Raw genomic sequence first — 26,171 nt, forward strand, 5'->3', positions numbered from 1 at the left:
GGGCCGTTGCCCTGTGATGGCCCGTCGTGACCCGAGTTCCTAGGCAATTGAATGAGATCGTTAGTACTAGAAGAGAAGAACCGCCTCGCGCTTCGATCGATCGAGATCGACGAGCCTTTGGGGCCACACGACGTGCGGATCGATATCCACACGGTGGGTATTTGCGGCTCGGACGTGCACTACTTTCTGCACGGCAGCATCGGACCGTTTGTCGTCAAAGCGCCGATGGTGCTGGGGCACGAGGCGTCAGGAACCATCTCCGAAGTTGGTGAGCTTGTAACGCACCTATCTCCAGGAGATCGCGTCTGCATGGAACCGGGGATACCCGATCCCAACAGCCGAGCCACTCGCCTGGGGATCTACAACCTTGATCCTGCCGTGCGATTCTGGGCGACCCCTCCCGTCCATGGTTGCTTGCGTCCTAGCGTGGTCCATCCCGCGGCGTTCACGTTCAGAGTGCCCGACAACATCACGTTCGCCGAAGCGGCGATGGTCGAACCGCTGGCCGTAGGATTGCACGCGGCGACCAAGGCCGCGATTGAGCCCGGTGACGTGGCCGTGGTGATGGGGGCGGGACCTATCGGACTCGTGACGGTCATGTCCGCGCTGGCGGCCGGAGCGAGCACGGTCGTGGTGAGCGATGTGCAGCAACCCAAGCTGGACATCGCACGGGCGCTGGGAGCGGTGGTGGCAGTCGATCTTACGCACCAGGACCTCGCTAGTGTGGTCGCCGAAGTAACCGATGGGTGGGGCGCGGACGTGGTACTAGAGGCCAGCGGCAACGCGCGCGCTGCCGAGTCGGCCTTCGATCCCCTGCGCCCCGGCGGGCGAGTCGTCTACATCGGCATGCCTGGAGCACCGATCGCCTACGATGTCGTAAAGGCGTCGGTGAAAGAAGCCCGAGTGGAACATGTATTTCGCTACGCCCACATGTATCCCCGCGCCCTCGCCCTGATGGCGAGCCGGAAGATTGATGTCCGCCCCTTGATCACCGATGTCTTCGGATTCGAGGACAGCGTCCAAGCATTCCATTTTGCTGCCAACATGCCGTCAGGCAGCGTCAAAGCCCAAATAGTTCTTTAGAGTGACAAACCAAGTGAATACCCCCGTGCGACTGGATCATCCAGCGAACTCCACTATCGTTCACCGCGTGCAAGTGAAGAAATCGACCGCGTCAGCCCCACGAGCCATGGAGTTGAACTTCACGGGCAAGCGGGCACTCGTAACGGGCGCTGGAAAAGGCATTGGTCGCGAGATCGCAGTTCTACTGAGCTCCTTTGGTGCCGAAGTCGTCGCGCTGGGAAGGACTCAAGCGGATCTCGACACACTTTCAGAAGAGATCGGCTGTGAGACCGCGACCGTCGATGTCTCCGATGTTCAGTGCACGACACGTGTGGCCGAATCGTTAGGTGCCATCGACTTGCTGGTGAACAATGCCGGCATCTCTCGGCCGCAAGCCTTTCTTGAGACGCGCGTGGAAGAGTTCGACGAGACGATGTCTGTTAACGTTCGTGCGGTAATGATCGTTAGTCAAGTCGTCGCGCGCGGAATGATCGAACGGGGGACCGGGGGTGCGATTGTCAACATCTCCAGCCAAGCCTCGTTGGTGGCGATCAAAGATCATGCAGCCTACTGCGCGTCCAAGGGAGCGCTCGATCAACTAACGAAGGTGATGGCGCTCGAGCTTGGCTCGCAGGGAATCCGAGTGAACTGCATTAACCCAACGGTGACGCTCACGCCTATGGCCGCGATGGCCTGGGGCGACCCTGCAAAGAGCGGACCGATGCTCGACAAAATCCCGCTGGGGCGGTTTGCCAACCCCCTCGATGTTGCCTACGCGGCCGCCTATCTCCTGAGCGACGCGGCCGCCATGATCCATGGCGTAAGCCTACCGGTCGACGGCGGCTACCTGATTTCCTAGAGAGCCGTGGACAGAGCTGTGTGTTTTTCGCCGAGGCTCGGTTTGGCCTAATTTGTCCGAAACGCGGGGGTTGGATGAACGGAAGTGCTGCCCGACCGATTGGATGCGGCCATGGGAATCTGAGTCCGCCCGCCCTCGCATTTCTCACCGGAAAAAGAAGGACGCAAGCTGTATCCAGCCTGGGTGCTTTACATTAAGGTGTAATGAAGAGAATGTTAAGGCGCGCGGCTGCTGACCGCCACTTTTTCCGGAACCGAATACGGCGTGGATTGATGCAGAAGCGTTTGAAGATGGAGCGTTTGGAGTCGCGTGAACTTCTTGCCGCCGACCTGATTATCACCGAGTTCATGGCCTCCAATGGCGGTTCGCTCGAAGATGGCAACGGAGCCGCCTCGGACTGGATCGAGATCTACAATGCCGGCGATGAACCTGCGACCCTCGCCGGCTACCGCTTGACCGACGATGCCGAGGACCTCAACAAGTGGGTTTTCTCCACGCCCACGGTGGTCGCCCCAGGGCAGTACCTCGTGGTGTTTGCAAGCGGCAACAACACCCCCGATTCCGCCGGCAACCTGCACACCAACTTCTCGCTCTCCGCGAGTGGCGAGTACCTGGCTCTCGTTGACCCGCTGGGCATCGTGCTCAGCGAGTACGGTCCCGGTGGAACCGAGTATCCCCAGCAGGTCTCCGACATCTCTTATGGTCTAGGATTCAACCTAGCCACCCAAACCGCTGTTTCGCCCACCAGCAGCGTCCGCTACCTTCGGCCCGTCAATTCTTCGGTCGATGCAACTTGGATGCAACCCGGCTTCAATCACGCCGCGTGGAGCAACGGATTTGCGAGTCTCGGTTACGAGTCCTCGGGCAACGATTTTAACAGCCGTGGCTTGCTCAGCACGCTCCTGCCTTCCGGCACCACGACTGCCTACGTCCGCATTCCTTTCAACGTCAGCGAACTGGGCACCATGCTCGGCAAGCTGCAAATGAAATACGACGACGGCTTCGTGGCGTACCTCAACGGCCAGATGATTGCTAGTGCCAACGCGCCTGGCACTCTGGGTTGGAGCTCCCTCGCCACGGCGGACCATCCCGATGGCCTCGCCGTGAACTTCGTCGACTTCGAGGTGTCGCAATACTCGCATCTGCTCGTGCAGGGTCAAAACATCCTGGCGATTCAAATGCTGAACACTTCGTCGGGCAGTTCTGATCTGTTGGCCTCCGTTCAACTCACAACCACCACCGGAGGGCCGACGTCGATCGGAACATTGCAAGTCGCTACTCCCGGGGCACCGAACACCAATCTGCGTGCTGCCGACGTCGATTTCTCACGGGCCGGCGGCATCTTTGTCAGCAACTTTTCTCTAACGCTTAGCACTGCCGATCCCACGGCGCAGATTCGCTACACCCTCGACCGCACCGAACCGACGGCCAGTTCGCCGCTATACACCGGCCCTATTTCGATCACTGGCACCACGCAAGTCCGGGCGCGGGCGTTTGGAACCCAAGGCCAAGTCGGCACGCCGCATACCGAGACCTTCACGCGCACTAGCGCAGCGACGGCCGCGTTCACCTCGGACCTTCCGATCATCGTACTCGAAAACTTCAATGGCGGAACGCCCGGCACGGTGACTTTCGAGAACGCGGTGATGTCGCTGTACGACCTTGATGAGAACACAGGGCGTGCCTCGCTGGCGAACGATGCCGATCTGAGCACGCTCATCGGACAGCATCGCCGCGGCCGCAGTACGGCGGGCAATCCCAAGACGAACCTTCGTATCGAAATCCGAGACGAGGCCGGCGAAGACAAAGCTGTTGAACTGCTCGGCATGCCCTCCGAGTCGGACTGGGTGCTATACGCTCCGTACGACTTCGATCGGGCGATGATTCGCGACGCTACGTTTCACGAGCTGAGTCGGGCGATGGGCAATTGGTCGCCGCGCATTCGATTCGTCGAAGTCTATGCGAACTTCAGCAACAGTTCGCGATTTCAGGGGCTCGACTACGCCGAAGATTACATGGGTGTGTACGTCTTGATGGAGAACATCAAGCGTGACTCCAACCGCGTGGACATGGCCGAACTTACCCCCAGCCAGAACACCGAGCCCGACATCACCGGTGGTTACATCTTCTCCATCGACGGCATCGATGGAGAAACTCCCGCGGGCTCGTACTGGAAGACGGATCGCAACTCACCAACGTTTCCTGGCTCATGGCTGGTCAACGAAGATCCTGATTACCCGGTAATGACCGAGGCGCAGGTTGCCTACCTGCGCAACTACGTTCAAGATTTCGAAGATGCCCTCTATGGTCCAAACTCTAAAGATCCGCTGCTAGGTTACCAGGCTTACTTCGACGTCGACGCTTCGATTGACCATCACCTCATTCGCATCCTTTCCAAGGAGCCTGACTCGTTGCGGCTGAGTACCTACCTCACAAAGGATCGCGACGGAAAGATTGCGTACGGGCCTTTGTGGGATTTCGATCGCTCGTCGGGTGGAGAGGATGGGCGATCGGCGAACCCACAGGGCTGGACTCTGCCGGATGTGAATTTCTTCGAGTCCGACTGGTGGGGTCCGTTGTTCGACGATCCCAATTTCGCACAGAAGTGGACCGACCGTTGGCAAGAGCTTCGACAAGGTGTGTTGAGCAACGCCAATCTCGAAGCCACCATGGCCGGACTGTCCTCGCAGTTAGTCGAAGCGCAAGCACGCAACTTCTCGCGGTGGTCGAACGTCGCCCCCAATGGGGGTGCCTATGCCGACCCCGGTGACGTGGGCTGGTCTGCAGAGGTCAGCCACTTCAAGAACTGGCTCTTGATTCGCGCGAACTGGATGGACAGCCAGATGGTTGGTAAGCCGAACCTTTCGCCACCTCCCGGAAACTCGGCACCGCAGCAGGTCCAACTCACCGCGGCCGCTGGTGTCTCTATCTACTACACGCTCGATGGAAGTGACCCACGCGCCGATGGCGGTGGCATTTCACCGAATGCGATCCGCTATACCGGTCCCATTGCTACGAATGGCACCACACAAATCAACGCACGGGCGTTCCGCGCCACGTCGAGCCAAGTACCCGTTCCACCATGGAGCGCCCTCGTCACGGGCCTCTACTCCGTCGAAGTCCCCGCCGATGCGTCCAACTTCCGCATCAGCGAACTCCACTTCCACCCCGCTGATCCCTCGCCTTCGGAACTCGCAGCGCGACCTGACCTCGTCGCCGACGACTACGAATTCATCGAGTTCATCAACATCGGCACCGAAGCCATTAGCCTTAATGGCGTATCCTTCGGCACTGGCATCGTATTCGACTTCACCACCTCGTCGGTCACCACGGTGCAGCCCGGCGAGACGGTGCTGGTCGTCAAGAACATCGACGCCTTTACGCTTCGTTACGGCACCGGCTTCAACATCGCTGGTAGCTATACCTCGGGCAATCTGAGCAACAGTGGCGAAGCGCTCTCGTTGTTCGATTCCCTTGGCAACCCCATTCACGAGTTCACTTACGACGACGCAGCGCCATGGCCGACCACTGCCGACGGCGATGGTCCTTCGATGGAAGTGATTGACCTGCTCGGGAACTACGCCGACGGCAACAATTGGCGGGCTAGCGCCGTCGCTGGCGGAACGCCCGGCGTCCACATCACGCTGGCAGGCGACTACGACTTCAGCGGCACGGTCGATGCCGGCGACTACGCGGTGTGGAAGTCCACTTATGGCTCCACCACCCAGCTCGCCGCCGATGGCAATGGCAACGGCCGCGTCGATCTCGGCGACTACACCATTTGGCGCGACAACCTGGGTGCCACGTTCACGCCACCCCCCGTCGTCGCCCCCATCGTTTCGCCCGTGGTCGTCGCCAACGAGACCGCGGACCAACCCATCGCTGTCGTTGCTCCGATGTCCGACGAAGTCACTGCGGTTGCCGATCCAGCGCCGAGCGCTTTCTCGACACCAAGCTACCCGCTCGATGGCTCTTCGACGGGTTCTAAGCACACCACCTCGACGACTGCTTCGACAAGCTCTGCAGGCTCGTCGAGCAACTCCGCCAACGAGCTCATGCTCCTCGACTTGGCGTTCAGCCGGTTGGACGACGCCGAGGGGTTCACCGTCGACTTCGCGGTGCTTGAGTCCGACGCAGACGACCAGATCGGTGATTTCGAAATGCTAAGCGACGAGCTGCTGAGCACGTTCTAGTTGGAGCTGAAAGCACTAGATGGCCTCGTGCGTAACTATCAAAGCAAAACGCCCGGTGGAACAGGATCCACCGGGCGTCGCGTGGCAAGTTGTCGTCCTAGTGCTATCCCAGACTGCCCGACTGGAACATCACTAGAGCGCGCAACCTGCCGTAGAAGGCTAATGCTGCGTTAGCAGCGTTCTCTACTCAGTTCACCTTGCGATCAGTTGGGGCTCGTGCGACGCTTTGAGCGCGCACACCCGGCAAGGCAGGCGAGTGCAACGAAGGCAATCCCAACGGTACTTGGCTCGGGAACCGCCGTAGAAGCTGCGGTTCCGACGGGTGCCATGCTGCCGAAGTTCGACTTCCAGTTCTCGTAGTCGCTAGCATCCACGATGCCAGGCGTCGCGTCGTTGGGCAACACCACGGTCGAGCCGAGGTTGTCTCGCCACACGGTGTAGTCGGCAAGATTGACCACTCCATCGCTGTTGTAGTCGCCAACGAGCGTGTCGGGAAACTCGCCCACATAGACAACCCGCGCGTCGAAGTAGCGACCCAGCGAATCGGTCCAGGTGAAGATGAGATCTTCGGTGGCAAGCAGCGAGTTGAGACCCGTTCCAAGCGACAGGCCAGTCGCGCCCACCGTGATCACGCTATCGGCACCAAGGTTGGCGAAGTTGCCATCTACCAGGCGGAACTCGTTGGAGCCACCACCCGTCGACCATCCCGTGAATCCAGTGTTGTCGCCGAGTCCATCGAAGCCCGAGGCATCGAGCGCGCCTGCGGGGCTGCTGATTTCGTAGGACGACATGTTGATGGGGATGGCACCGCTGAGGTTGTTCTTCAGCGTTAGTTCACCCGAGGCACGATCGACTTCGAGCACCAAGTCCGTCGGACCGTTGAGGAAGCGGAACTCGTGGCCACCGGGACGGTTGACGGCCGAAACCGCGGCCGACAATTCTGACAACGTCAGACGCATGGCCACGTACTGGCCTGTGTGCTCGCCACCTAACGTGTAGGGATAAAGGGTGCTCGTCACCAGGCGATTGTCGGTCGGGGCAATATTCACGGTCGCTTGCGGGTTGGCGGTGGGGATCGTGTTATTGCCCTCGCCGAACGGGGTGTTCTGGAACCAGAACTCAAACTTACCTACACGATCAGCTCCATAGTTGCCACCCGATCGCTGGGCGTACATGAACCAATCGGTGGTGATGGGCGAACCGTAGTCCATGAAGACGTACACGGGCGACTCCAATGGCGCACCTTGGTCGATGAGACTCCGAAAGTCCCAGTAGTCGACAGTGGTGGTATCGTAATTGGTTCTGAACAGCTCCCCTCCGCCACTTCCGTCTCCCCCGAGTGGGAGCTGGTCCAGCGCGGCGTCGTCAAACAACACGGCGGCGGTTGTCTCCGCCGACTCCGAAAGCTGCCCTTCGGGCTCGGTAACGGTGATGGGTTGGCCTGGGGCAGCGATCGAAAACATCTGTGCGTTAGCGCTGCTGGAAAAACCGAAGGCAGTAGCCATGCTCACCATCAGCAACGCCGCGCCACGACGAACACGTCGTGCGCCAACAGCGGCCACCGCACCCAGAGAGAGCAGTAGCACGGTGGAAGGCTCGGGCACTTGGGTGCCAAACAGGGCACCCATGCCACCAGCGTATTGCACAAAGAGCCGGTAGTCGGTGATATCGCTGTCGAAGTCACCGTCGAGGTCGCCACCGAGGTATCGGGTCAACTGGGAGTCGACACCTCGCTCGAATTGTGAACCGTATACTTCTAGAAACAGGTTGTAGTCTTCGATGCCAACGGTGCCATTGCCCGAGTAATCGCCGAGCGGAATGGGTGTGCCTTCGTAGGTAACTCTCTGCGACACAATGGTGGTGCCGTCGGTCCCGTAGAGGTTGAAAGTCAGGTCTTCGAATTGTGTTGGTACGATGGGGAGAATCGAGCCCAGGTTGAGGGGCGAGTTGGGAGCGATCTGGAAACCATTGCCTGCACCACCGGCCGACATCTCCTCGGCGAGTAGATTGGGAGTTTCGGAAGTGACCGTCCAAGTATCATTGGGGTCGGCTCCCGTCGACGCCAGCGAGTTCCAGCTCTCCGAACGCAGCACGCCGAAGGTCTCGGAAATGATTTCATAACCACCAAAAGTCATGGTGTCCGTGGTCTCGATGGCCACTTGGCCGGTCTGGCGATCAACCACTAGTACTGCGGTATCCGACGTGTTGAGCGTCAGGCCCGCGATCTGCATCGAGTTCGCAGTGGTACTGTTCTTCAGGGTTGGGAAGACAATCTTGTACGACGACCACGCTTGGGTGTTGGCAAAGTCGATGGTGTCGCTGTAAGCTCCACGCGCATCGCCGAGCGAAAGGCTGCCTGCGTCCAACTGGGTCCAGGTCTCGCCCGATCCTTGGCTGTGCGGCAGGCTTTGGATCGAATCGTTGGTACCGTAGATGATGTAGCTAGCGGGATCACGTTCCGGAGCGTCGTTGGCCGTTTGAATGCGGAAGCTGGTAACGATCTCCGGTCCACTATTGGGCGTGACAATAAACCCAGAGTTCTCCTTGCCGAAGTTCAAGTACTTCGTTCCCGCAGCCGTGTCGAGAAGCTGTAGGGGCGACTCGTTACCAGGGGCGTCGCTCTCCGAGCGGCGGTTCCAGATACCATAAATGTTCGTTGGGTTGGCTAGTACGCTCGTCCCCGTTGCATCAGCACTCTCGAAAAGCTCGATCTCGCCAATCTCCATCGTGCCACCCGGGAAGTAGGGATAACTCAGCGACGGAAACTCCACCTTGTAGTGAGCGTAAGACGAGCTATTCGGAAGCGGGACTACTGCGCCGGCCGTGCTGCCGGTACCGGGCAATGTGTAGGCACCCGCCAGTGGAATCGACCCGATCAGATTCCACGGCTCTAGATCTCCCGTGGTCCGATCGCCACTGACAATCGCTGCGTTGGTGCCAAAGACATTGACCCAAGTGGGAGTTCTCCACCAAGCTCCGGGGTCGTTGCCCGTGGTAAGGCGCAGGCTTTGAACCGTGGTGGTCGAATCGGCAGGAGTGACGATGACTCCCGATCCCGTGCCAGAAAAGTTGAGGTATTTGGTGGTGGCATCTCCGTCGACCGCGAACGACGGCGCTTCACCATCCGGCCAGTTGTTATCGCTACCGCCAGTCCAAGGATCGCTATCGATTGGAATGATGTAGTCGCCGGGGGCGAGAATGTTGATCGCAAATGCGTGCGAGCCGAACGCAGCGAACGTGATCGCCAAGGCGCAGAGTCGAAGTGGAAGTCTCACTGGTACGTCCCTTTGTCGTTAGGTGATGGTCACAAGTGTCGGGCACTAGGGGCAGCGCCATACCTTGAAGAGCGTGAACTGAAACAAGTAGTCGGAGGTGGACATAGAGTTGACGGCCGCGAACCTTAACGGACGTAGACTTTCTTGATGCCGCCGTCGCCGCGATCGCCCATTTGGCGGTAGGTCTCCGCATCGACATCGAAAGTGACGAGCGTTACCGAGCCATCGCACATCGAGAACAGGCACCCACCTGGGTGCGAACTGCCAAAAAGCTCCTTTGGCAGCAACTGAGCGAACTGATCGGACGTGTTCATTCCGGGCAGTTTTGGAAGTACGTCCGTATCCTGCTGCGGGACGTGGGTTATGTTTAGGCCATCGAAGTAGGTGCTGCGAACAAGATCGTCCTGAAAGCCCATGTAGGGCCCCCAGTCGTCCGCATCCCAGTGCTTCCCATCGTTATAGACCTGCGTGAAGACAAACTTTTCGCCGAGGGCGATGGTGTTCGTGAGACCATCGGTGATTTGACGAAACTTGACCGCTGTGCCACAGAACGAGACGCCACTATAGGTGGAGGCACGCGGAGGAAAGGTAGCCGGCCAACTGGCGGGATCGTAATTATTTGGTCCGATTTCGAGACACTTAACGTCATAGTTGGTCATGTCGCCAACGTTAATCGCGTAGTCAACTTTGGCGGCAGTTGGCATGCTGTAATAGGCAGCCTTACCCAAGCCATCGCCTGACAAAGCTTGCGAGGTCGACGTCCGTGGTACTGCTTGTGGCGAACGTCGCGATGGACAACTGATGGTAGGCAAGGGGGTACTGTCGCGTGCTGCCAGATCTTGGAACCGCGCAGCCCCGGTCTTCCCCTTACCCATATCGAAAAGCTGCTGCTGTTCGATGTAGGGGAGAATGCTGTACATCCACCCTCCCGGCTGATTCTTACCCGTGCCACGATCCGGATCACCCGAGAAGTGACCTTTCCAACCCGATGAAGGCAGCGAGCCGGTGGACGACTCGTGATTGATCATTCCAAGCGTTAGTTGCTTGAGATGATTTGTGCACTGCGTGCGGCGAGCCGACTCACGGGCAGCCTGCACTGCGGGGAGCAGCAATGCGACGAGAATGCCAATGATGGCAATAACCACCAACAACTCGACTAAGGTGAAGCCTTGATTGAACGGACGGTCGTGGAGTTCGAGTCTTCTTCTTAAACGCATGATTGCGGGTCGTCGAGGCGTGATACCTCGCTCCAAGAGATAGGTAGGGGGTCGAACTTGTGGCTGAATCGCAAACTATCCAGCGGCTATCGCGGAAGGCGTGCGCTTTGCCTAAAAAACGTCACATTTACGGAGAACACGATTGCGGGCTTACGAAGAAGAGTCCCGTCGGCTGAAACACTGGGGCTCAATTCTCACCTGAAGAACTAAGGGATAGCGCCTGCAAACACCTCCCGCCTATGAACTCAATACCGGCGGCTCGGTTGTCGTAACGCGTATTGAAGAGAATTGTTTCTGCGGTTTACCCGCGGAACTCTGTTGCGCGGCTCGTGTTCTTGGTATCAGGTAGATAGGGTCCACGAATGCCCGCGCGCCGAGGACGGCTTACCGCATTTCGATCGCGAGGCAATAGTGACCCTTCAGGTTCTCGAGCAGGCGTTGCTTCGAACTTCGGAAGACTGGTGTGGCCGTGGATTCTGAGAACACTGTCGGTAAGCGCCGAGTGGTTGGCGCGGAACAAGAGCGCTTCGTGCAATTGCTCACCGACGAGCAATCGCGACTCTTGAATTACATCACTATCCTGCTGGGCGATGCGCACGCCGCACGCAATGTGTTGCAGGAGTCGAACTTGGTGATCTGGCGCAAGTCCGACGAGTTCGAACTCGGCACCAACTTCGGTGCGTGGGCTCGCAAAATTGCCTTCTGGCAAGTGCAGGCTTATGTTCGCGATCGCCGCCGCGATCGCCATGTTTTCTGCGATGAACTTCTCGGGCAACTCGCGGGGCAACAAGACGAGTTCGTCAACGACGAAGAGGATACCCGCCGTATCGCTCTAAGACATTGCTTGCCACAACTGAGCCGGCCGCACCTGGATCTGATTCGCGATCGATACGAAGAGAACATTCCGATCGAGGTGCTCGCCAAACAGTCGGGCAAGAGCGCCGCTTCGATACGCATGGGACTCATGCGTCTGCGGAAGGCACTACTGAAGTGCATCCAAAAAGAGCTGGGATATCAAGAGTAGCAACGCGGCGAGAGACGTGAGAGGGAACGGAACAAGAGAGACTTTGCGAGGGTGATTCTGTGAAACTAGAGGAACAAGGACAGGTCGAGCGTTTGGTCAGCATGCTGGTGGAAACGCCAGGGTGTGACGAGGCGATCGTCGCATTGAACACAATGCTGCTCGACCGCCCCGACTTACAACGTTACTACGCGCGATTGCTCTCTATGCACGTGCTGCTCGAAGGCGAGCTAACGGATGCGAGCACGTCGTTCGCGCCACTGGTCAGTCGTTCGGGCAAGAGCGTGAGCGCATGGCCGCGCGGGCGACAGGTTCCGTCGGCCGCTGACCCACGTTGGGCAACGACCGGCTTCGTAGCATTGGCGGTTAGCCTGCTGTTGGTGGCATTGTTTATCGCTTCAGGCGATGGACAATACGACAACACCGCGTCCTCGGCCTCCAGTCCGAGCATTTCACACCACTACGAGATCGAAAATGCGCTGTTCTGGACCGAAGATCACCAAGCTGCGACTTTGGTGAGCCGGCTGACTCGCACATCGACTCCTTCGAAGTTGCTGCTGCCATCGATGATCAACGCGGATCGCGACTTCCCGCAACTCATCGGCGGCACCGCATGGATGGAGTACGCGCCAGGACTGCGCGAGCGAGGCCGACTCGTGGTTCAACCTCCGAATACGGTGATGGATGTTTTCATCGACACCGATGCTTCCTCGCAGAATACGTTGTCCATCGTCGAGCTCAATGCTTATGGAGTGCCTGTCGGGGATAGCTACTCCGTAGGCAATACGATTGGCGATCAACTCCCGTCGAACATTCGAACGGGTTGGACGGGTGAGTTCTCGCAGTCGAACCCGACTTCGTCGAACCGCTACTTCCTGTTCACCGGAGCTTACCTGGATCGGCGTTTTCAAGATTCGCAGCGATGGGCACCAAGCGACTTCCGCACTTACGTCGAGCGAAAAGAGCTGATGATCCTAGGTTGGGATGATCGCACTTATACCACGGCGAAGCTCGACGGGACGGGATTAGAGAATTCCGAAGAATGGCAGGACTGCGACTACAACGATATCCGCGCAATCATTCGCTTCGCCAGCGTTGACGGCACGCGCCTCGACGAATCGCAGGCGACAGTTAACTACTTTCCGGAAGTCGATAAGACCGAATACCTCAAGCCAGCCAGGGAGCTTGGCACGGGTTACACCCTGAGCCTTCAACCCGGCGAAGAGGCTTACCTGATGGTGACGGGCTACGCCGCGCTCCAGAACGACATCCGCATCGTCGACGTCGCTAACCAGCGTATCGTTTGGCATCATGGAGGCGTGCAGCGTGGCGTTCAATGGACCGATCAGTATCCTTCCGATCGCGGTGCGTACGTCATTCGCAACACCTCTAACCGCGTTCGACAGTACGAGCTACAGTCGAGTTGCCTGACGGATCGGTATCGGCAACTATGGCGGAGCAATCTCCATCGGCTGCTCACCAAAGACATGGGTGTCGAAATCGTGGGATTCGAAGATAGTCCCGAGTCCACGGTCAATGCCGACTGGCAAGACGTGCTGGTCGCCATCTATCGATTCGACATGCCGCGTTAGCACTGCTGATCGTCCTTGTTTTGGTGCTGGCCAGCCCTTCATCGCCGCTTATAATCGTCGGGCGTAGGACCGGGGCGGAAATCGGCCTTTGTGGGTCGATCGCTCGCGTCTCAAATACAGGCTGGCGAGGAGCGAATCGATGGCGATTGAGCGAGATGGGGACTTTGTCACCTTCAGTCAGCACATTCAGGAACAGCAGCTTCGCTTTCCGAATGCGTCGGGCCAATTCTCGTGGTTGCTATCTGGCATCACGCTTGCCACTCGGATGATTGGCTCCTACGTCCGGCGTGCGGGACTCATCGACGTTTGGGGGGAAGAAGGTGCGATCAACATCCAGGGCGAGGCGCAAAAGAAACTCGATGTCATCGCCAACCGAACGCTAGAGAAGACGCTCGGCTACCGTGGCAACGTCGGTATTATCGCTTCGGAAGAAGACAACGAGCCCCGCGTGCTCCACGAAGTCGAGCCCGACGATTCGTACATCGTGATGTTCGATCCCCTCGACGGGTCGTCCAATATCGACGTGAATGTTTCGGTCGGCACCATCTTCACCATCTTTCGCAATCCACCCGAGATCAACGGGGCCGCCGAGAGCGTCCTTCAACCGGGTACCGAGCAGGTGGCGGCCGGATACGTGCTCTACGGACCATCGACGGTGCTGGTCTACACCTGTGGCAACGGCGTGCACCAGTTCACGCTCGATCCGCAGATTGGCACGTTCCTTTTGACGCGCGAGAACATGCAGATGCCAGACTACGCGCGAAGCTACTCCGTGAACGAGGCTTACGCCGGGCGATTCCCCGAGGGCTACCAGAAGTATCTCGCGTGGACCAAGCAAGCAGGGGAGGGTGGCTTCACGTCGCGATACGTTGGCTCGCTGGTCGCCGACTTCCATCGCATCTTGGTGAGCGGTGGCGTGTATCTTTATCCGCCGACCACGGAGCATCCCGATGGCAAACTCCGCCTGATGTACGAGTGCAATCCTCTGGCGTTCCTCGCCGAGCAAGCGGGGGGAGCGGCCGTCGATGGGCGGGGCCATCGCATTGTGGATTGCATGCCGACACAAGTTCACGACCGAACGCCGCTGGTGATTGGTGGCCGTAGAAATGTGGACGAAGTGCTGCGGTTTCTCGAAGGATAGGCATCCGGAGCGTCCGTACGACTTGGTCGCGCTGGAGTTCCGTGCGCCGCACGAGTAAGCTCATGGGAGATTCCTTTCTTTGCGAGGTCCCCGATGCGATTTCCAATCTCGTGCCTTTGTTTGTTCGCCCTTAGTGGTCTCGCCGTTATAGCCAATGGCGAAGAAACCGAAACCAGCCGTCCCACGGCCGAAGAAGTGCTCGCATGGGCCAACGAAACTTCGGCGCAGATTGAGAACGACTTCTGGCTCGACGAGCACGACACCTACGCCGAACGTGTCGGCCCCTGGGGGGCATGGCGAGGAAGCAAGCCGGCGTACGCTTGGAGTTTGGGGGTGCAACTCTCGGCGCTCGTCGCTGCGGCGAAGAACGACGACCCACAGTACGTCGATCGCCTGAAGGCGTGCGTGGCGGCACTCGATAAGCACTGGCGTGAGGACGGCGTCGGCGGGTACGACGTGCTGCCTAACTCGACGAACCTTGATCGCTACTACGACGACAACGCGTGGTTTGTTATTGCCTTGGTCGAAGCGTACGAGCACACGGGCAATCGCGAGTACCTCGAGAAGGCCGAGCGGACGCAGCGCTACGTGATGAGTGGCGAGGACGACAAACTGGGCGGCGGCGTGTACTGGCGTGAGAATGAGAAGACCTCGAAGAACACGTGTGCCAACGCCCCCGCGATGCTCGGCGCCCTGCGGCTACATCGCGTGACGAAGGACGACAAGCAACTCGCCGACGCCCTGCGGCTCTACGAGTGGACGACGAAGAATTTGCAAGACGAAGACGGCCTGTTCTGGGACAACTTGTCGCTAGAAGGTCGACTCGACAAGCGTAAGTTTACCTACAACACGGCCGTGATGATCAAAGCCAACGTGGACCTCTACACCATCACGGGTGACAAGAAATATCTCGACGAGGCGCAGCGCGTCGCCGAGGCTGCCAAGCAGCAATGGGTCGACGAGAGCACCGGTGCGATCCGCGATGGCGGACGGTTCGCCCACATGCTGATTGATGCCTTCCTGGAACTTGGCGAAGCGACCGACGAACCCGCTTGGGAGCAACTCGCAGCCAAGACCACGCATCACCTGCGACACACGCTCCGCGACGATCGTGGTCACTACGCCGGCAGTTGGGGCGAGCCCCGCGACCGCCGCGGCCGGTCGGTCGAATTGCTCGATCAAGCGAGCGTTGCCCGCACCATGCATTCGGTCGCCCGGGCGCTGGCGAGCGAGAAATAGGGTTCACCGGCTCTCGAATGGCAATCTGCTGCACTTCGGTAGCCATTGCGTGGGCAGGCCCAGCAGTTTGGGGTAGAATGGGAGCACTCCCTCCTGGCAAGCTCTCCCACCCCGCCGACCGTGCCGATGATTCGCTCCGCTCTTCTCTGTATGTTAGCAGCTTCTGTCGCCACGCCTTCGTTGGCGAAAGACCCGGTCGACTACGTGAACACGCTGCAAGGGACGAACTCGCGGTTTGAGCTGACTTACGGCAACACCTACCCCACGTGCGCAATGCCCTTTGGCATGCACACGTGGACGCCGCAGACTGGGCGCAACGGCGATGGTTGGAAATACCAGTACCACGTCCACACCATTCGCGGATTTCAGCAGGCCCACCAGTGCAGTTCGTGGAGCAACGACTACGCGGTATTCTCGCTAATGCCCGTGGTCGGCAAGCTCGTGGTGCACGAAGACGAGCGGGCGACGCGATTCTCGCACGACGACGAAATCGCGAAGCCTCACGACTATCGCGTGCGACTTGCGAGCGGCGTCGATGTCGCGATGGCACCGAGCGAGCACGGGGCGTGGCTAGAGTTCAAGTTCCCCGCAGATAAGCCGGCGTGGGTGGTGCTCGATGGTTACACCGGATTCGCCGAGGTGAAGATCGATGCCGAGCGGCGGCGAGTGACCGGCATTGTTCGCAATGGTCGCAACCAACCCCAAGGGTTTGTGAATCATTACGTCCTTGAGTTCGACCAGCCGCTGAAGAGTTTCGGGACGTGGCGCGCGGGACGATCACGGACCACGATTAACGCCGACGATCCCGTAGCACTGGGGCGACGCGTGGGTGGTTACTTCGAGTTCGCTCCCGGAAGCGTGGTAAATGTCCGCGTGGCATCGTCGTACGTCGATCTCGCTCAGGCCGAGCGCAACTTGGCGAACGAGCTGCCGCCGACAACCAGAATCGAAGAAGTACGTGACCGCGCCCGCCGTGCGTGGAACCAAATGCTTGGTAAGATCGCGGTCGAAGGTGGCAGTGAAGAAGAGCTAGCAACGTTCTACTCATGCATGTTTCGAGCGTGCCTCTTTCCGCGGAAGTTCTTCGAGTTCGATGCGAAGGGAAATCCCTACTACCGCAGTCCGTACGATGGCGAGGTTCACGCGGGGACCATGTACACCGACACCGGATTGTGGGACACGTTCCGCGCTCAGATGCCGCTCAACGCCCTGATCCAGCCCACGATGCATGGCGAATACGTTGCGGCGACGCTCGACGCGTACGAGCAATGCGGGTGGCTCCCTTCGTGGTCGTTCCCAGGCGAGGCGGGAAGCATGATTGGTAATCACGCCATCTCGGTGCTCGCCGACGCGTGGGCGAAAGACATTCGGACCTTCGACCCCCAGCAGGCGCTCGCCGCCTACCAGCACGAGGCGACAAACAAAGGCCCCTGGGGTCCGGCCAATGGTCGCGGCGGTGCCGAACAGTACGGGCGCCTCGGCTACCTGCCTTACCCCGAGCACCGCGAAGCGACGGCGAAAACGCTGGAGTACGCCTACGACGATTTCTGCGGCTTCGAGCTCGCACGCATGGTGGGAAGCGAGCCCCATCAAGCCCAGTTCGCCGAGACGATGTTTCATTACAAGAATGTCTACGAACCGACCACCGGATTCATGCGAGGACGCAATGCTGCGGGCGAGTGGGCCGAGCCGTTTGATCCCATCGAATGGGGTGGTCCCTACACCGAAGGGTGCGCATGGCACTGGCTATGGTCAGTGTTCCATGATGTGGAAGGGCTAATGGCCCTCGTCGGCGGCGAGCAAAAGTTCGCCCTTAAACTCGACGCCGTGTTCGACACGCCGGGCGACTTCGAAGTCGGGACGTATGGTGGACCCATCCACGAGATGCGCGAGATGAAGCTCGCCGGCATGGGCCAGTACGCCCACGGCAATCAACCGATGCAGCACGCCGTGTACCTTTATTGCTATGCCCGGCAGCCGTGGAAAACTCAGGCACGCGTCCGCGAGGTAATGCGGCGACTCTACAACTCTACCGAAAACGGCTACCCAGGCGACGAAGACCAAGGGCAAACCTCGTCGTGGTACGTACTGAGCGCGATGGGGTTTTACACGGTCTGCCCGGGGACCGACGAGTATGTCCTCGGCAGTCCCGTCTTCGAGCGAACCACGCTGAACCTGGAAAACGAAAAGCAATTCGTCGTCGAAGCCCGCAATAACTCGCCCGAAAACGTCTACATTCAGTCCGCCACACTCAACGGCGAACCTTACACGAAGAACTACCTCCGCCACCGCGATATTGTCGCTGGTGGAACCCTGGTGCTAGAGATGAGTTTGACGCCGAACCTGGAGCGAGGGACCGGCGACGACGACAAGCCGTTTAGCGTTTCGACGCGGGAATGAAGCAGGCTGCTAGCTTGACCAAACGCACGGGGTCGACGATCGCGCGGCATGCGAGTATCCTTCCCTGGCCCCCTTTTCCTTCACGAAGAGCTGATTCGAGGAGCTGGAAGTAGATGAGCGACGTTCGAACGAACCCGGCTGCCAAGTGGTGTTTGTGGGTGCTAGCGGCGATCGTTTTGCTTACCGCCAGCCAGCCCGCCGCGGCGCAGGAAATGACGCCCTACGGCAAGCTCGAACACGACGTGACCTCGGACTTCTCGCACATTCGCATTCGCCGGCGAGAAGATTATCGCTCGATGATGTTCGTTCGCGATACGCAGGAGGAAGTGGTCGAGTCGATGCTCGACCTTGCCCATCCCAATCGGCTGGTGGTTCCTTACACGCAGTTCATGTTCCTCAGCTACGCCTTTCGTCCGGCGCAGGAACGTGTGCTCATCGTCGGCCTCGGTGGTGGATCGATGGTGCACTTCCTCAAGAAGTTCGATCCCGAATTAAAAGTGGATGTCGTCGAGATCGATCCCGCGGTGGTAGACATTGCCAGGCGGTTCTTCGGCGTGACGACCGCCGGGAACGTGAAGATCATCACCGCCGACGCCTTCAAGTACCTCGCCGGCGAGACGCCGAAGTACGATGTCATCTACATGGACGCATTTCTCAAGCCCTCGGAAGAGACCGACTCGACGGGTAAGCCGCTCAACTTGAACACCGTCCAGTTCTATCGCGACTTGCAATCGCACCTCACCAAGGACGGCGTGGTGGTGTTCAATCTGAACAACCACCGAGGCCTTCGCGAAGACTTGGCCACGATGCGCGAGGCGTTTCCCAACGTCTACCCCTTCGTGCTACCCGAGAACACGGGACTCGTCGTGGTCGCCTCGACTGCCGCGGCACCCCAGTCGCCAGCCGACATGCTGAAGCAAGCCCGCCAACTCGACGCTCGACCGAACGGAACGTTCTCCTTCGAACAACTCGCCCGTCGTCTTGCGCGAGGAAGGTAGACCAATCAGTCCCCTCTCCCCGTCCCGGGTGAGGGACGGGGAGAGGGGACTAAGAAGTTGCCAGCAGGCTCAATTGATCCGCGACATTCGCTTCTGAAACTCCCGATCAAGGCGTTCGATATCGCCAAAGTGCTTGCGGAATTCTTCGATCCGCGCCTCGGGCGTGGTGGGCACCAAAGGCTTCTGCTCGGCGAGGTGTTTGACGTACGCCACGTACTTGTCAGGCTGATAGCGAATTAGGAAGTAATTAAGCGCCCACGCGTCGGCGTAGGCGTCGGTCGCCGTGCGCGGGTCGCGGAACACCTTGTCGTCGGCGATCATCGCGAGCAGCGAGGTACGGCGGGGCGTGCCGAGATTGTTCTTGAAGGTGTCGAGCCGCAAGTGATTCACCTTGCCAATGCCGCGCCAACCGCGAGTGCTCGAAAGGTCGGGTGCCTCGAAGTAGACGGCCATTCCTTCGACCAACCATAGTGGCAGCTCAGCTAAGCGTTGTTGCAGGCCGCAGTTGAACGCGATCTGGTGCGTGGCCTCATGGACAATGGTCGCTACCAGTGGCTGCGCGGCGGGCTGGGCGAGCATCTGATTGATCTCGGCGAGCGATCCACGACTTCCTGTCGCCGCGAGCAAAGCGTCGGAGCCCGTCAGGTCGTACATGTTGACGCGATTGGTCGTCAGACTGTAGTAGCCAATAATGCTGCTGGCCGCATCGCCGAGCTCCTCAGTGCTAGCCGCGCGATATTGTTGTGCTGTCGCGTAGATCACCACCACCAACGGAAACTCTGGCTCTTTGAGCTCCATCCCCTGATTCTTCCAGTAATTGGTAAACGCACGGTGGAGTCGTTCGAGCAGCGAACTCGTCCACTGAGCGTAGGGCCGGGTAGTGTTGTAGCAAACCACGTAGTGCGGTGTGGTGAGCGATTTGAATCCTGCGGGGAGGCTCGCCAGCACACGTTTCGCCACCTCTTCTTGCGACAGCGGCATGAACGGGGCTTCGATTGCCTCACGGCCGAGCACCTCATCGGCTTCGACGATCCATTGGACGCCGTCGGTCCCCTGGACCAGCACCCCCCCTTCGGAGTCCTGCACCAGAACCCGCCCGGTAACCGATCGCTGTGCTCCCCCGTCCGTGAATCGGACTACTTCGACCACCTCGCCAGTCGCAGGCCTGGAGGTCGATTCCTGAGCGTGTACTACGGCGTTCGCGAGCGGGGCAAGAAGGAGCACGATGGAGAGTGTTCGCAATTTCATCAGATCTCGTTGGGAGGCAAGAGGTGATTGGTCCCTTCATTGTAGGCAATAGGGCTCAGTGAACTAAGGCGAATCGCATGCTGGCACCGCGGGATGGCCAGCGGAGCTGGATTCGCTGCGGAATGTAGGGATTCTACGTCTCGCGGCCGCTTGGGCCGGGCCGAACCGCCGGGTTCTGGCGGGTGTCTCGCTCTTGCGACGGCCGGCCATTGAAGCAGCCGGCGGTCTGCATTACTCTGGCCTTTTCACAAGATTTTCAGCGATTCTTGATTCTGCAGACGAAGGTGCCCCACCGATGAGCGATCCCTATTTCCAGCAGCTTTTCGCCGATCGAATTGGTGGAGCCAACTACGGCAAAGGAACCGCCATCTACAAGTTCGAGAAGATTAAGCGGGCGAAGCGGCAGGCGCTCGCTGATTTTCCTGATCGGACGCTGCTCGACTTTGGCATCGGTGAGAACGACGCGATGGCGCCCGAGAGCGTCCGCCAAGTGATGGGCAAGGAGATCAACCAGCCGGAGAACCGTGGCTACGCGGACAACGGCGTCGCGGAGTTCAAGCAGGCCGCCGCGCGGTTCATGGAGCGCGAGTTCGGCGTGGTGCTCGATCCGGTGACCGAGATCACCCACGCGATCGGCTCGAAGCCGGCCTACGCCATGCTTCCCGCCGTGTTCATCAATCCGGGCGACATCACACTGATGACGGTCCCCGGTTATCCCGTCGCCGGCACGCACACCGCCTACTACGGTGGTGTTGTTCACAAGTTGCCGCTCCTCGCCGAGAACGAGTTCCTTCCCGACCTCGATAACATCGCGCCCGACATTCTGGAGCGGGCCAAGATGATGGTGCTCAACTATCCCAACAGCCCCACCGGCAAGACGGCTCCGCGCTGGTTCTACGACAAGGTGATCGAGTTCGCCCACGAGCACTGCATTGTGATCGTCCAGGACGCCGCGCACTCGATGCTATCGTTCGACCAACCACCCACGAGCTTCCTGTCGGTTCCCGGGGCCAAAGAAGTGGGCGTTGAAGTCCACTCGATGTCGAAGGGCTTCGACATGATTGGCTGGCGGATGGGCTGGGTGTGTGGCCATCCACTGATCGTGCAGGCCTTCGCCGACGTGAAGGACAACAGCGACTCGGGTCAGTTCATCGCCATCCAGAAGGCGGCCGCCGCGGCACTCGACGACCCCGAGATTCCCAAGCAGACCCGGGCCAAGTACCGCCGGCGGATGGAGAAGCTCGTGGCGGTCCTCACCCGCTGCGGATTCGACTGCAAAATGCCGGGCGGAACGTACTTCCTCTACACTCCTTCGCCAAAGGGTCTGGCAGATGGCACAACGTTCGAGAACGCCGAAGCCGCGAGCCAGTACCTGATTCGCCAGCAGTCGATCTGCACGGTGCCCTGGGACGACGCGGGGGCCTTCCTTCGCTTCAGCGTCACCTACGTCGCGGCCGACGAAGCCGCCGAAGACGCCCTGATGGCTGAAACCGAAGCACGGCTAAAGAAGCTCGGTCCGGTATTCTAGAGCTGTAGGCTATGAGCTCGAAGCCATAGGCGAGCGGGGCCCGTAAGGGCCGTGGTGACTTCGCGCCACAACCAATACCCTTCCGCGGCGCGGATGCTTTCACCTACGCGCTATTACCCTTGCTCAGCACTCGTACAACCACGGCCCTTACGGGCCCCGCTCGCCTTGAGTATTCAGGGGACAGGTTGTGTTGCGTAGTAGATCAACACGCCTGCGATGGCGAGCGCTGCAATCACAATTCCCAGGAATAGAGGAAGTGCTGAGTTCTGCTTGCGCCGACGGCGTGCGAGCAGGGCGCGGCGTGGTGGTTTTAGCGAGGGGAGACCTTCCGCCGGATCCTGCGGCTCCCGGACCACCTCGATCTTCGGTCCACGAATCACCGAGGGCGGAGCGGCAACGGAGGTCACCGGTGCGGGCGAACGGGCGACTTGCGTGGCCGGCGCGGGCTTTGGTGTGAGCTTGCGGCGCAGTTCTTCGTCGTACGCCGGTTTCAGCTTGGGGTTCAGCAGACAGACCCGGACCTTTGCCAGCTCGTTAAGCAGCTGCTGCGAATGGGCACCGTAGCGTCCGGTGGCGAAGCCTTTGACGTGCCCCATTTGACGATCGGCCGCGGCGGCGATCACGTCCGGGTCGTCTTCAAACTCTGTGAGCCCCAGTAGTCGGTAGTGGTTTGGCGGCTGTTCGGCCAGCGGGATGCCCAGCCACTTGTGGTAGGGATCGAAGTTGCTGGCCTCGGGAGTGCTCATTTCAAACTTGCAAACTGCGGGCTTGGTTCAGCCCACCAAAAGGGGATTTTATTCGTGCGGAACCCCTCGCGGGCTGCCGTTTTTAATGGTTATCGCCGTAGACTATCATAGTATCAGCCGGCAAATGGGGCCGCAACGCGAGTGAGCGCCGCGGCCATGCCCCTCGAGATTGGATGAGTGCGAATGTCTAGCGTGATCCCCGTCGGAATCGATCTTGGCACAACGCTTTCGGCGGCTAGCTACGTCGACGCCGATGGCCATACGCAGATGATTCGCAACTCTTCAGGCAGCATCCTGACGCCCAGCGTCGTGCTGTTCGACGACGACAACATCGTCGTGGGCAACGCCGCGTGGGAGGCGGCGGTCGAATTCCCTGGACGCGTTGCCGAGAACGCCAAACGCGACGTAGGGGCATCGCTCTACCGCTACAAGATCGTCGGGCAACAGTATCCACCCGAAGTGATTCAAGGCTGTATCCTTCGCCAGTTGCGGCATGACATCGTCGCGAAGATCGGTGAGAACTTCCGCGCCGTGATCACGGTGCCAGCCTACTTCGACGAAGCACGTCGAAAAATCACTGCCGACTCGGGAACCATGAGCGGCCTCCCCGTGCTCGACATCGTCAACGAACCGACCGCTGCCGCCCTCGCATTTGGCGAGCGGCTCGGCTATCTCTCGCCCGATGGTGCGCCCGAGGGCGATCTGAAGCTGGTCGTGTACGACCTGGGTGGCGGTACGTTCGACGTGACCGTCATGCAACTCTCCGCCGGCCAGGTACGTACGTTATCAACCGATGGCGACTACGAACTCGGCGGCATTCATTGGGACGCTCGCCTCGCCGATCATGCGACGGAGCAATTCCGTCAAATGCATCCTGGCGTTGGCGAATTCAACGACCGCGATACGGCTCGCATGCTTCGCGCCGCACGTGGCGCGAAGCACGATTTGTCGGTGCTGCCGATGGCGTCGCTAGTGTTTGAGAAAGACGGCTGTCAGATGAGCCTGCCGGTAAGCCGGGACGATTTCGAGATGCTTACTGCCGATCTCGTTGAGCGCACCGTGTTCACGACCAACCAAGCGGTGAAAGCAGCGGGGCTGTTGTGGAACGATATTGATCGCTTGCTATTGGTCGGTGGTTCGACACGGATGCTTGCGGTTCGCGAGGCGATGAAGCGAGTTTCGGGCAAGGAACCCGACGACAGCGTCCACCCCGACGAGGCCGTCGCGCGGGGAGCGGCGGTGTTTGCACGGTACTTGATGGGTGTGCGAGGCATCGATGCCGAAGTACCGAGGCTGAGAGTAACCGATGTGAATTCGCACGGCTTAGGCATCGAAGGGATCAACCAAGAGACCATGCGGGTCGAGAACGTCACGCTCATCCCCCGCAACACTCCCCTCCCCTACTCGGTGACTCGGCGCTTCGTCACCAAGACCGACAACCAGCGGAGCATCAAGATCCAATTGCTCGAGGGCGAAAGTTCACTCCCCGATCAATGTTCGCCGCTGGCCGTGGCGGCCCTCCGGAACCTGCCGCCGGGACTACCGGCAGGAACACCCATCACCGTGACGTACAACTACGACACCAGCGGCCGCCTGTCGGTGAATGCGGCGGTCGAAGGATTGGGCGATCAGGCGCAGATTGAACTCGACCGCGTGCGTGGGTTACCCGAGTCGCGTATTGATCGCTGGAAGAAAGTGATTTGTCGCGACGGAGGCTACCAGGATTTCGAAGACGCCGTGGCGTCGATGTTGCTTAGTGACGACATGCTGCATGGGGCGAAGAGCCAGCCGGCAAAACCAGTTCCGCAGCCCACGCCAAAAACGGAACCGAAGCGGCACACGCTCGAGCCCGCCATCGACCACGGCGCGCCGCAAGCGGCGTCGCAAAGCTTGCGGAATCAGAAGCAAGCCGTCGCTGCGTCCCGCGGCGGGCCCACAGCGACGAGCCCCGCCCCGCGAACTCAGCCAACTACCTCCGCGGCACCGAAAGCGGCATCGCCCACCTCTGCCCCCAAAACCGTCTCTGCCACGAAGATGCAAGCGTTGGTCGATGAGAAAGGCGAGACGAAGCGTGACGAGGACGAGTTCACCATGGGCGTAGTACTTGGTTCGTTCGTCGCCGTGTTTTTGGGGTTATTCGTACTGTATTACGGAGCTTGTTTACTATTTCCTAGTATCAACGTGCTCGGACTTCCGCTACCGTAAGTGAACTTTAGAAGTTGTCTAACCTTCGAGCGCAGGACCGCCGAACTCAGCGACCTCGGACTGGCCCAACGCAATACTTCCATTTAGGGTGGGAATGATGCAACGTTTTTCTAAGCTTCTGGCAGGGATCGCGGCGGTACTCGCAACACTTTCGTGCCTTGCGGTTGCGCACGAGCCGGTGGTGCTCGCCGCCGATAAGGAATTGTCCTGGTACCGCGGCAATATGCACACGCATTCGCACTGGAGCGATGGCGATGACTACCTGGAATCGATTGCGTTATGGTATCGCGATCACGGATACCAGTTCCTAGTATTCACCGACCACAACGTCCTGGCGAACACCGAGCGCTGGGTGAAGGTCCGCAACACCAAGGGTGGTCAGACCGCCTATCGAAAGCTGAAGGAGAAGTTCCCTGACTGGGTAGAGCAGCGCGGTGAGGGTGCCGAACTGGAAGTTCGCATGCGGCAGTTTACCGAAGTTGCCTCTCGCCTCGATGAGCCGGGAAAGTTCCTATTGATCCAAGGCGAGGAGATTAGCGACAAAACGGCCGAAGGTGGCCACCCGATTCATATGAACGTCCATAACTCGCATGAGCTCATTCCTCCTCAGGGGGGAAGAACCGCGTTCGAAGTGATCGAAAACAACGTGCGAGCCGCCATGGCGCAGCGCGAGGCGACGGGAAAGCCGATGATCATTCACCTGAATCATCCGAACTTCCATTTCGCGGTCACGGCGGAAGACCTGTTGCGGGTGCGCGACGAGAAGTTCTTCGAAGTCTACAATGGCCACCCGGGCGTGAACAACCACGGCGATCACCATCATCACCCCAGCACCGAACGCATCTGGGACATCGTCCTCGCGCAGCGCATCGGCGCGCTGGGCATGCCGATCATGTATGGACTAGCGGTCGACGACGGGCACGACTATCACCACATCCCCAATCGCAAGAGCAACCCGGGGCGAGGCTGGGTCGAGGTACTCGCCCGCGAGCTAACACCCGAGTTGCTGATTGAATCCCTTGAAGCAGGCAGGTTCTACGCTTCAAGCGGCGTGTCGCTCAAGCAAATCACCACCAGTCCGAACGGAATGAAGGTGGAAGTCGACCCTCGCCCGGGCGAGACTTACACCATCGAGTTCATAGGCACCCGCAACACCACCGATTTGACCGGCAAGCCGATCAAGAACGAGAAGGGCGAGCACCTGCACGTCACCCACACTTATAGCAAGGGCATCGGCGAGGTGCTGAAAAAGGTCGAAAGCACGTCCGCCGAGTACACCTTCACGGGCGACGAGTACTACGTGCGAGCGGTCATCACCTCGTCCGCACTGCATCCCAATCCGTCGGAAATTGACGACCACCAGCAAGCATGGGTCCAGCCGGTGCTCGGCCCAGGTGCCCCCGAGGACCACCACGCCCACGATTAGACCTTGGCCATGAACCCCGAC

Annotated in this window: 16 protein-coding genes; 12 read left to right on the forward strand and 4 right to left on the reverse strand. The window is 59.6% G+C overall.

Annotated elements, in window-relative coordinates; translation table 11 throughout:
- Positions 1–51: 51 nt before the first annotated feature.
- From SH292x_RS20550 to SH292x_RS20560, 3 genes are all read left to right on the forward strand, one after another.
- Positions 52–1,083: an NAD(P)-dependent alcohol dehydrogenase gene (locus SH292x_RS20550; RefSeq protein ID WP_442482898.1), complete on the forward strand. Its 1,032-nt coding sequence runs from the start codon at positions 52–54 to the stop codon at positions 1,081–1,083.
- 25 nt (positions 1,084–1,108) lie between these two features.
- On the forward strand, positions 1,109–1,921 hold the full coding sequence (locus SH292x_RS20555; protein ID WP_442482899.1) for a glucose 1-dehydrogenase: 813 nt from the start codon (positions 1,109–1,111) through the stop codon (positions 1,919–1,921).
- 272 nt (positions 1,922–2,193) lie between these two features.
- Entirely contained in the window at positions 2,194–6,114 is a 3,921-nt protein-coding gene (locus SH292x_RS20560) for a CotH kinase family protein (RefSeq protein WP_442482900.1), read from the forward strand.
- Positions 6,115–6,317: 203 nt separating this feature from the next.
- Here the strand turns inward: SH292x_RS20560 and SH292x_RS20565 are convergent, their stop codons facing one another.
- Both SH292x_RS20565 and SH292x_RS20570 read right to left on the reverse strand, forming a co-directional pair.
- Positions 6,318–9,389 carry a PEP-CTERM sorting domain-containing protein gene (locus SH292x_RS20565; RefSeq protein ID WP_442482901.1) on the reverse strand — a complete coding sequence of 1,024 codons (3,072 nt, stop codon included), beginning with the start codon at positions 9,387–9,389 and terminating at the stop codon, positions 6,318–6,320.
- A 125-nt stretch (positions 9,390–9,514) separates the two neighbouring features.
- Complete coding sequence (locus SH292x_RS20570) at positions 9,515–10,606, reverse strand: DUF1559 family PulG-like putative transporter (protein WP_442482902.1); 1,092 nt, start codon at positions 10,604–10,606, stop codon at positions 9,515–9,517.
- A 529-nt stretch (positions 10,607–11,135) separates the two neighbouring features.
- Here SH292x_RS20570 and SH292x_RS20575 point away from each other — a divergent pair.
- The 6 genes from SH292x_RS20575 to SH292x_RS20600 all read left to right on the forward strand — a co-directional run bounded on the left by SH292x_RS20575 (position 11,136) and on the right by SH292x_RS20600 (position 18,997).
- Positions 11,136–11,630, forward strand: a complete 495-nt coding sequence (locus SH292x_RS20575; protein WP_442482903.1) for a sigma-70 family RNA polymerase sigma factor — start codon at positions 11,136–11,138, stop codon at positions 11,628–11,630.
- A gap of 59 nt (positions 11,631–11,689) precedes the next feature.
- Positions 11,690–13,219 carry a hypothetical protein gene (locus SH292x_RS20580; protein ID WP_442482904.1) on the forward strand — a complete coding sequence of 510 codons (1,530 nt, stop codon included), beginning with the start codon at positions 11,690–11,692 and terminating at the stop codon, positions 13,217–13,219.
- Positions 13,220–13,358: 139 nt separating this feature from the next.
- The gene (gene fbp, locus SH292x_RS20585) at positions 13,359–14,360 is read left to right on the forward strand and encodes a class 1 fructose-bisphosphatase (protein WP_442482905.1); all 1,002 of its coding nucleotides are present in this window, start codon (positions 13,359–13,361) and stop codon (positions 14,358–14,360) included.
- Positions 14,361–14,453: 93 nt separating this feature from the next.
- Positions 14,454–15,599 carry a glycoside hydrolase family 76 protein gene (locus SH292x_RS20590; RefSeq protein ID WP_442482906.1) on the forward strand — a complete coding sequence of 382 codons (1,146 nt, stop codon included), beginning with the start codon at positions 14,454–14,456 and terminating at the stop codon, positions 15,597–15,599.
- A gap of 150 nt (positions 15,600–15,749) precedes the next feature.
- On the forward strand, positions 15,750–17,999 hold the full coding sequence (locus SH292x_RS20595; RefSeq protein WP_442482907.1) for a GH92 family glycosyl hydrolase: 2,250 nt from the start codon (positions 15,750–15,752) through the stop codon (positions 17,997–17,999).
- A 113-nt stretch (positions 18,000–18,112) separates the two neighbouring features.
- Positions 18,113–18,997 carry a spermidine synthase gene (locus SH292x_RS20600; RefSeq protein WP_442482908.1) on the forward strand — a complete coding sequence of 295 codons (885 nt, stop codon included), beginning with the start codon at positions 18,113–18,115 and terminating at the stop codon, positions 18,995–18,997.
- Positions 18,998–19,066: 69 nt separating this feature from the next.
- Here the strand turns inward: SH292x_RS20600 and SH292x_RS20605 are convergent, their stop codons facing one another.
- Positions 19,067–20,245, reverse strand: coding sequence for a DUF1570 domain-containing protein (locus tag SH292x_RS20605; RefSeq protein WP_442482909.1), 1,179 nt, complete (start codon positions 20,243–20,245; stop codon positions 19,067–19,069).
- 295 nt (positions 20,246–20,540) lie between these two features.
- Here SH292x_RS20605 and SH292x_RS20610 point away from each other — a divergent pair, with 295 nt between their 5' ends.
- Positions 20,541–21,773, forward strand: coding sequence for an LL-diaminopimelate aminotransferase (locus tag SH292x_RS20610; RefSeq protein ID WP_442482910.1), 1,233 nt, complete (start codon positions 20,541–20,543; stop codon positions 21,771–21,773).
- Positions 21,774–21,946: 173 nt separating this feature from the next.
- Here the strand turns inward: SH292x_RS20610 and SH292x_RS20615 are convergent, their stop codons facing one another.
- A complete protein-coding gene (locus SH292x_RS20615; RefSeq protein WP_442482911.1) occupies positions 21,947–22,519 on the reverse strand; it encodes a hypothetical protein in 573 nt (190 codons plus the stop codon).
- A 183-nt stretch (positions 22,520–22,702) separates the two neighbouring features.
- On the opposite strand from SH292x_RS20615, the gene SH292x_RS20620 reads away from it, so the two are divergent.
- Both SH292x_RS20620 and SH292x_RS20625 read left to right on the forward strand, forming a co-directional pair.
- Positions 22,703–24,724 (forward strand): Hsp70 family protein, encoded by a 2,022-nt coding sequence (locus tag SH292x_RS20620; protein ID WP_442482912.1) that lies wholly within the window; start codon positions 22,703–22,705, stop codon positions 24,722–24,724.
- Between the two features lie 97 nt (positions 24,725–24,821).
- A complete protein-coding gene (locus SH292x_RS20625; RefSeq protein WP_442482913.1) occupies positions 24,822–26,150 on the forward strand; it encodes a hypothetical protein in 1,329 nt (442 codons plus the stop codon).
- Positions 26,151–26,171 lie beyond the last annotated feature (21 nt).

The sequence above is a fragment of the Aeoliella fuhlenseeensis genome, from assembly GCF_052161615.1.
Classification (GTDB): Bacteria; Planctomycetota; Planctomycetia; order Pirellulales; family Lacipirellulaceae; genus Aeoliella.

Bases quoted from the DNA above. Each gene is read 5' to 3' on its own strand.
- SH292x_RS20550 (WP_442482898.1), top strand. From the start codon at position 52: ATGAGATCGTTAGTACTAGAAGAGAAGAACCGCCTCGCGCTTCGATCG.
- SH292x_RS20560 (WP_442482900.1), top strand. From the start codon at position 2,194: ATGCAGAAGCGTTTGAAGATGGAGCGTTTGGAGTCGCGTGAACTTCTT.
- SH292x_RS20570 (WP_442482902.1), bottom strand. From the start codon at position 10,606: ATGCGTTTAAGAAGAAGACTCGAACTCCACGACCGTCCGTTCAATCAA.
- fbp (WP_442482905.1), top strand. From the start codon at position 13,359: ATGGCGATTGAGCGAGATGGGGACTTTGTCACCTTCAGTCAGCACATT.
- SH292x_RS20590 (WP_442482906.1), top strand. From the start codon at position 14,454: ATGCGATTTCCAATCTCGTGCCTTTGTTTGTTCGCCCTTAGTGGTCTC.
- SH292x_RS20595 (WP_442482907.1), top strand. From the start codon at position 15,750: ATGTTAGCAGCTTCTGTCGCCACGCCTTCGTTGGCGAAAGACCCGGTC.
- SH292x_RS20600 (WP_442482908.1), top strand. From the start codon at position 18,113: ATGAGCGACGTTCGAACGAACCCGGCTGCCAAGTGGTGTTTGTGGGTG.
- SH292x_RS20605 (WP_442482909.1), bottom strand. From the start codon at position 20,245: ATGAAATTGCGAACACTCTCCATCGTGCTCCTTCTTGCCCCGCTCGCG.
- SH292x_RS20610 (WP_442482910.1), top strand. From the start codon at position 20,541: ATGAGCGATCCCTATTTCCAGCAGCTTTTCGCCGATCGAATTGGTGGA.
- SH292x_RS20615 (WP_442482911.1), bottom strand. From the start codon at position 22,519: ATGAGCACTCCCGAGGCCAGCAACTTCGATCCCTACCACAAGTGGCTG.
- SH292x_RS20620 (WP_442482912.1), top strand. From the start codon at position 22,703: ATGTCTAGCGTGATCCCCGTCGGAATCGATCTTGGCACAACGCTTTCG.
- SH292x_RS20625 (WP_442482913.1), top strand. From the start codon at position 24,822: ATGCAACGTTTTTCTAAGCTTCTGGCAGGGATCGCGGCGGTACTCGCA.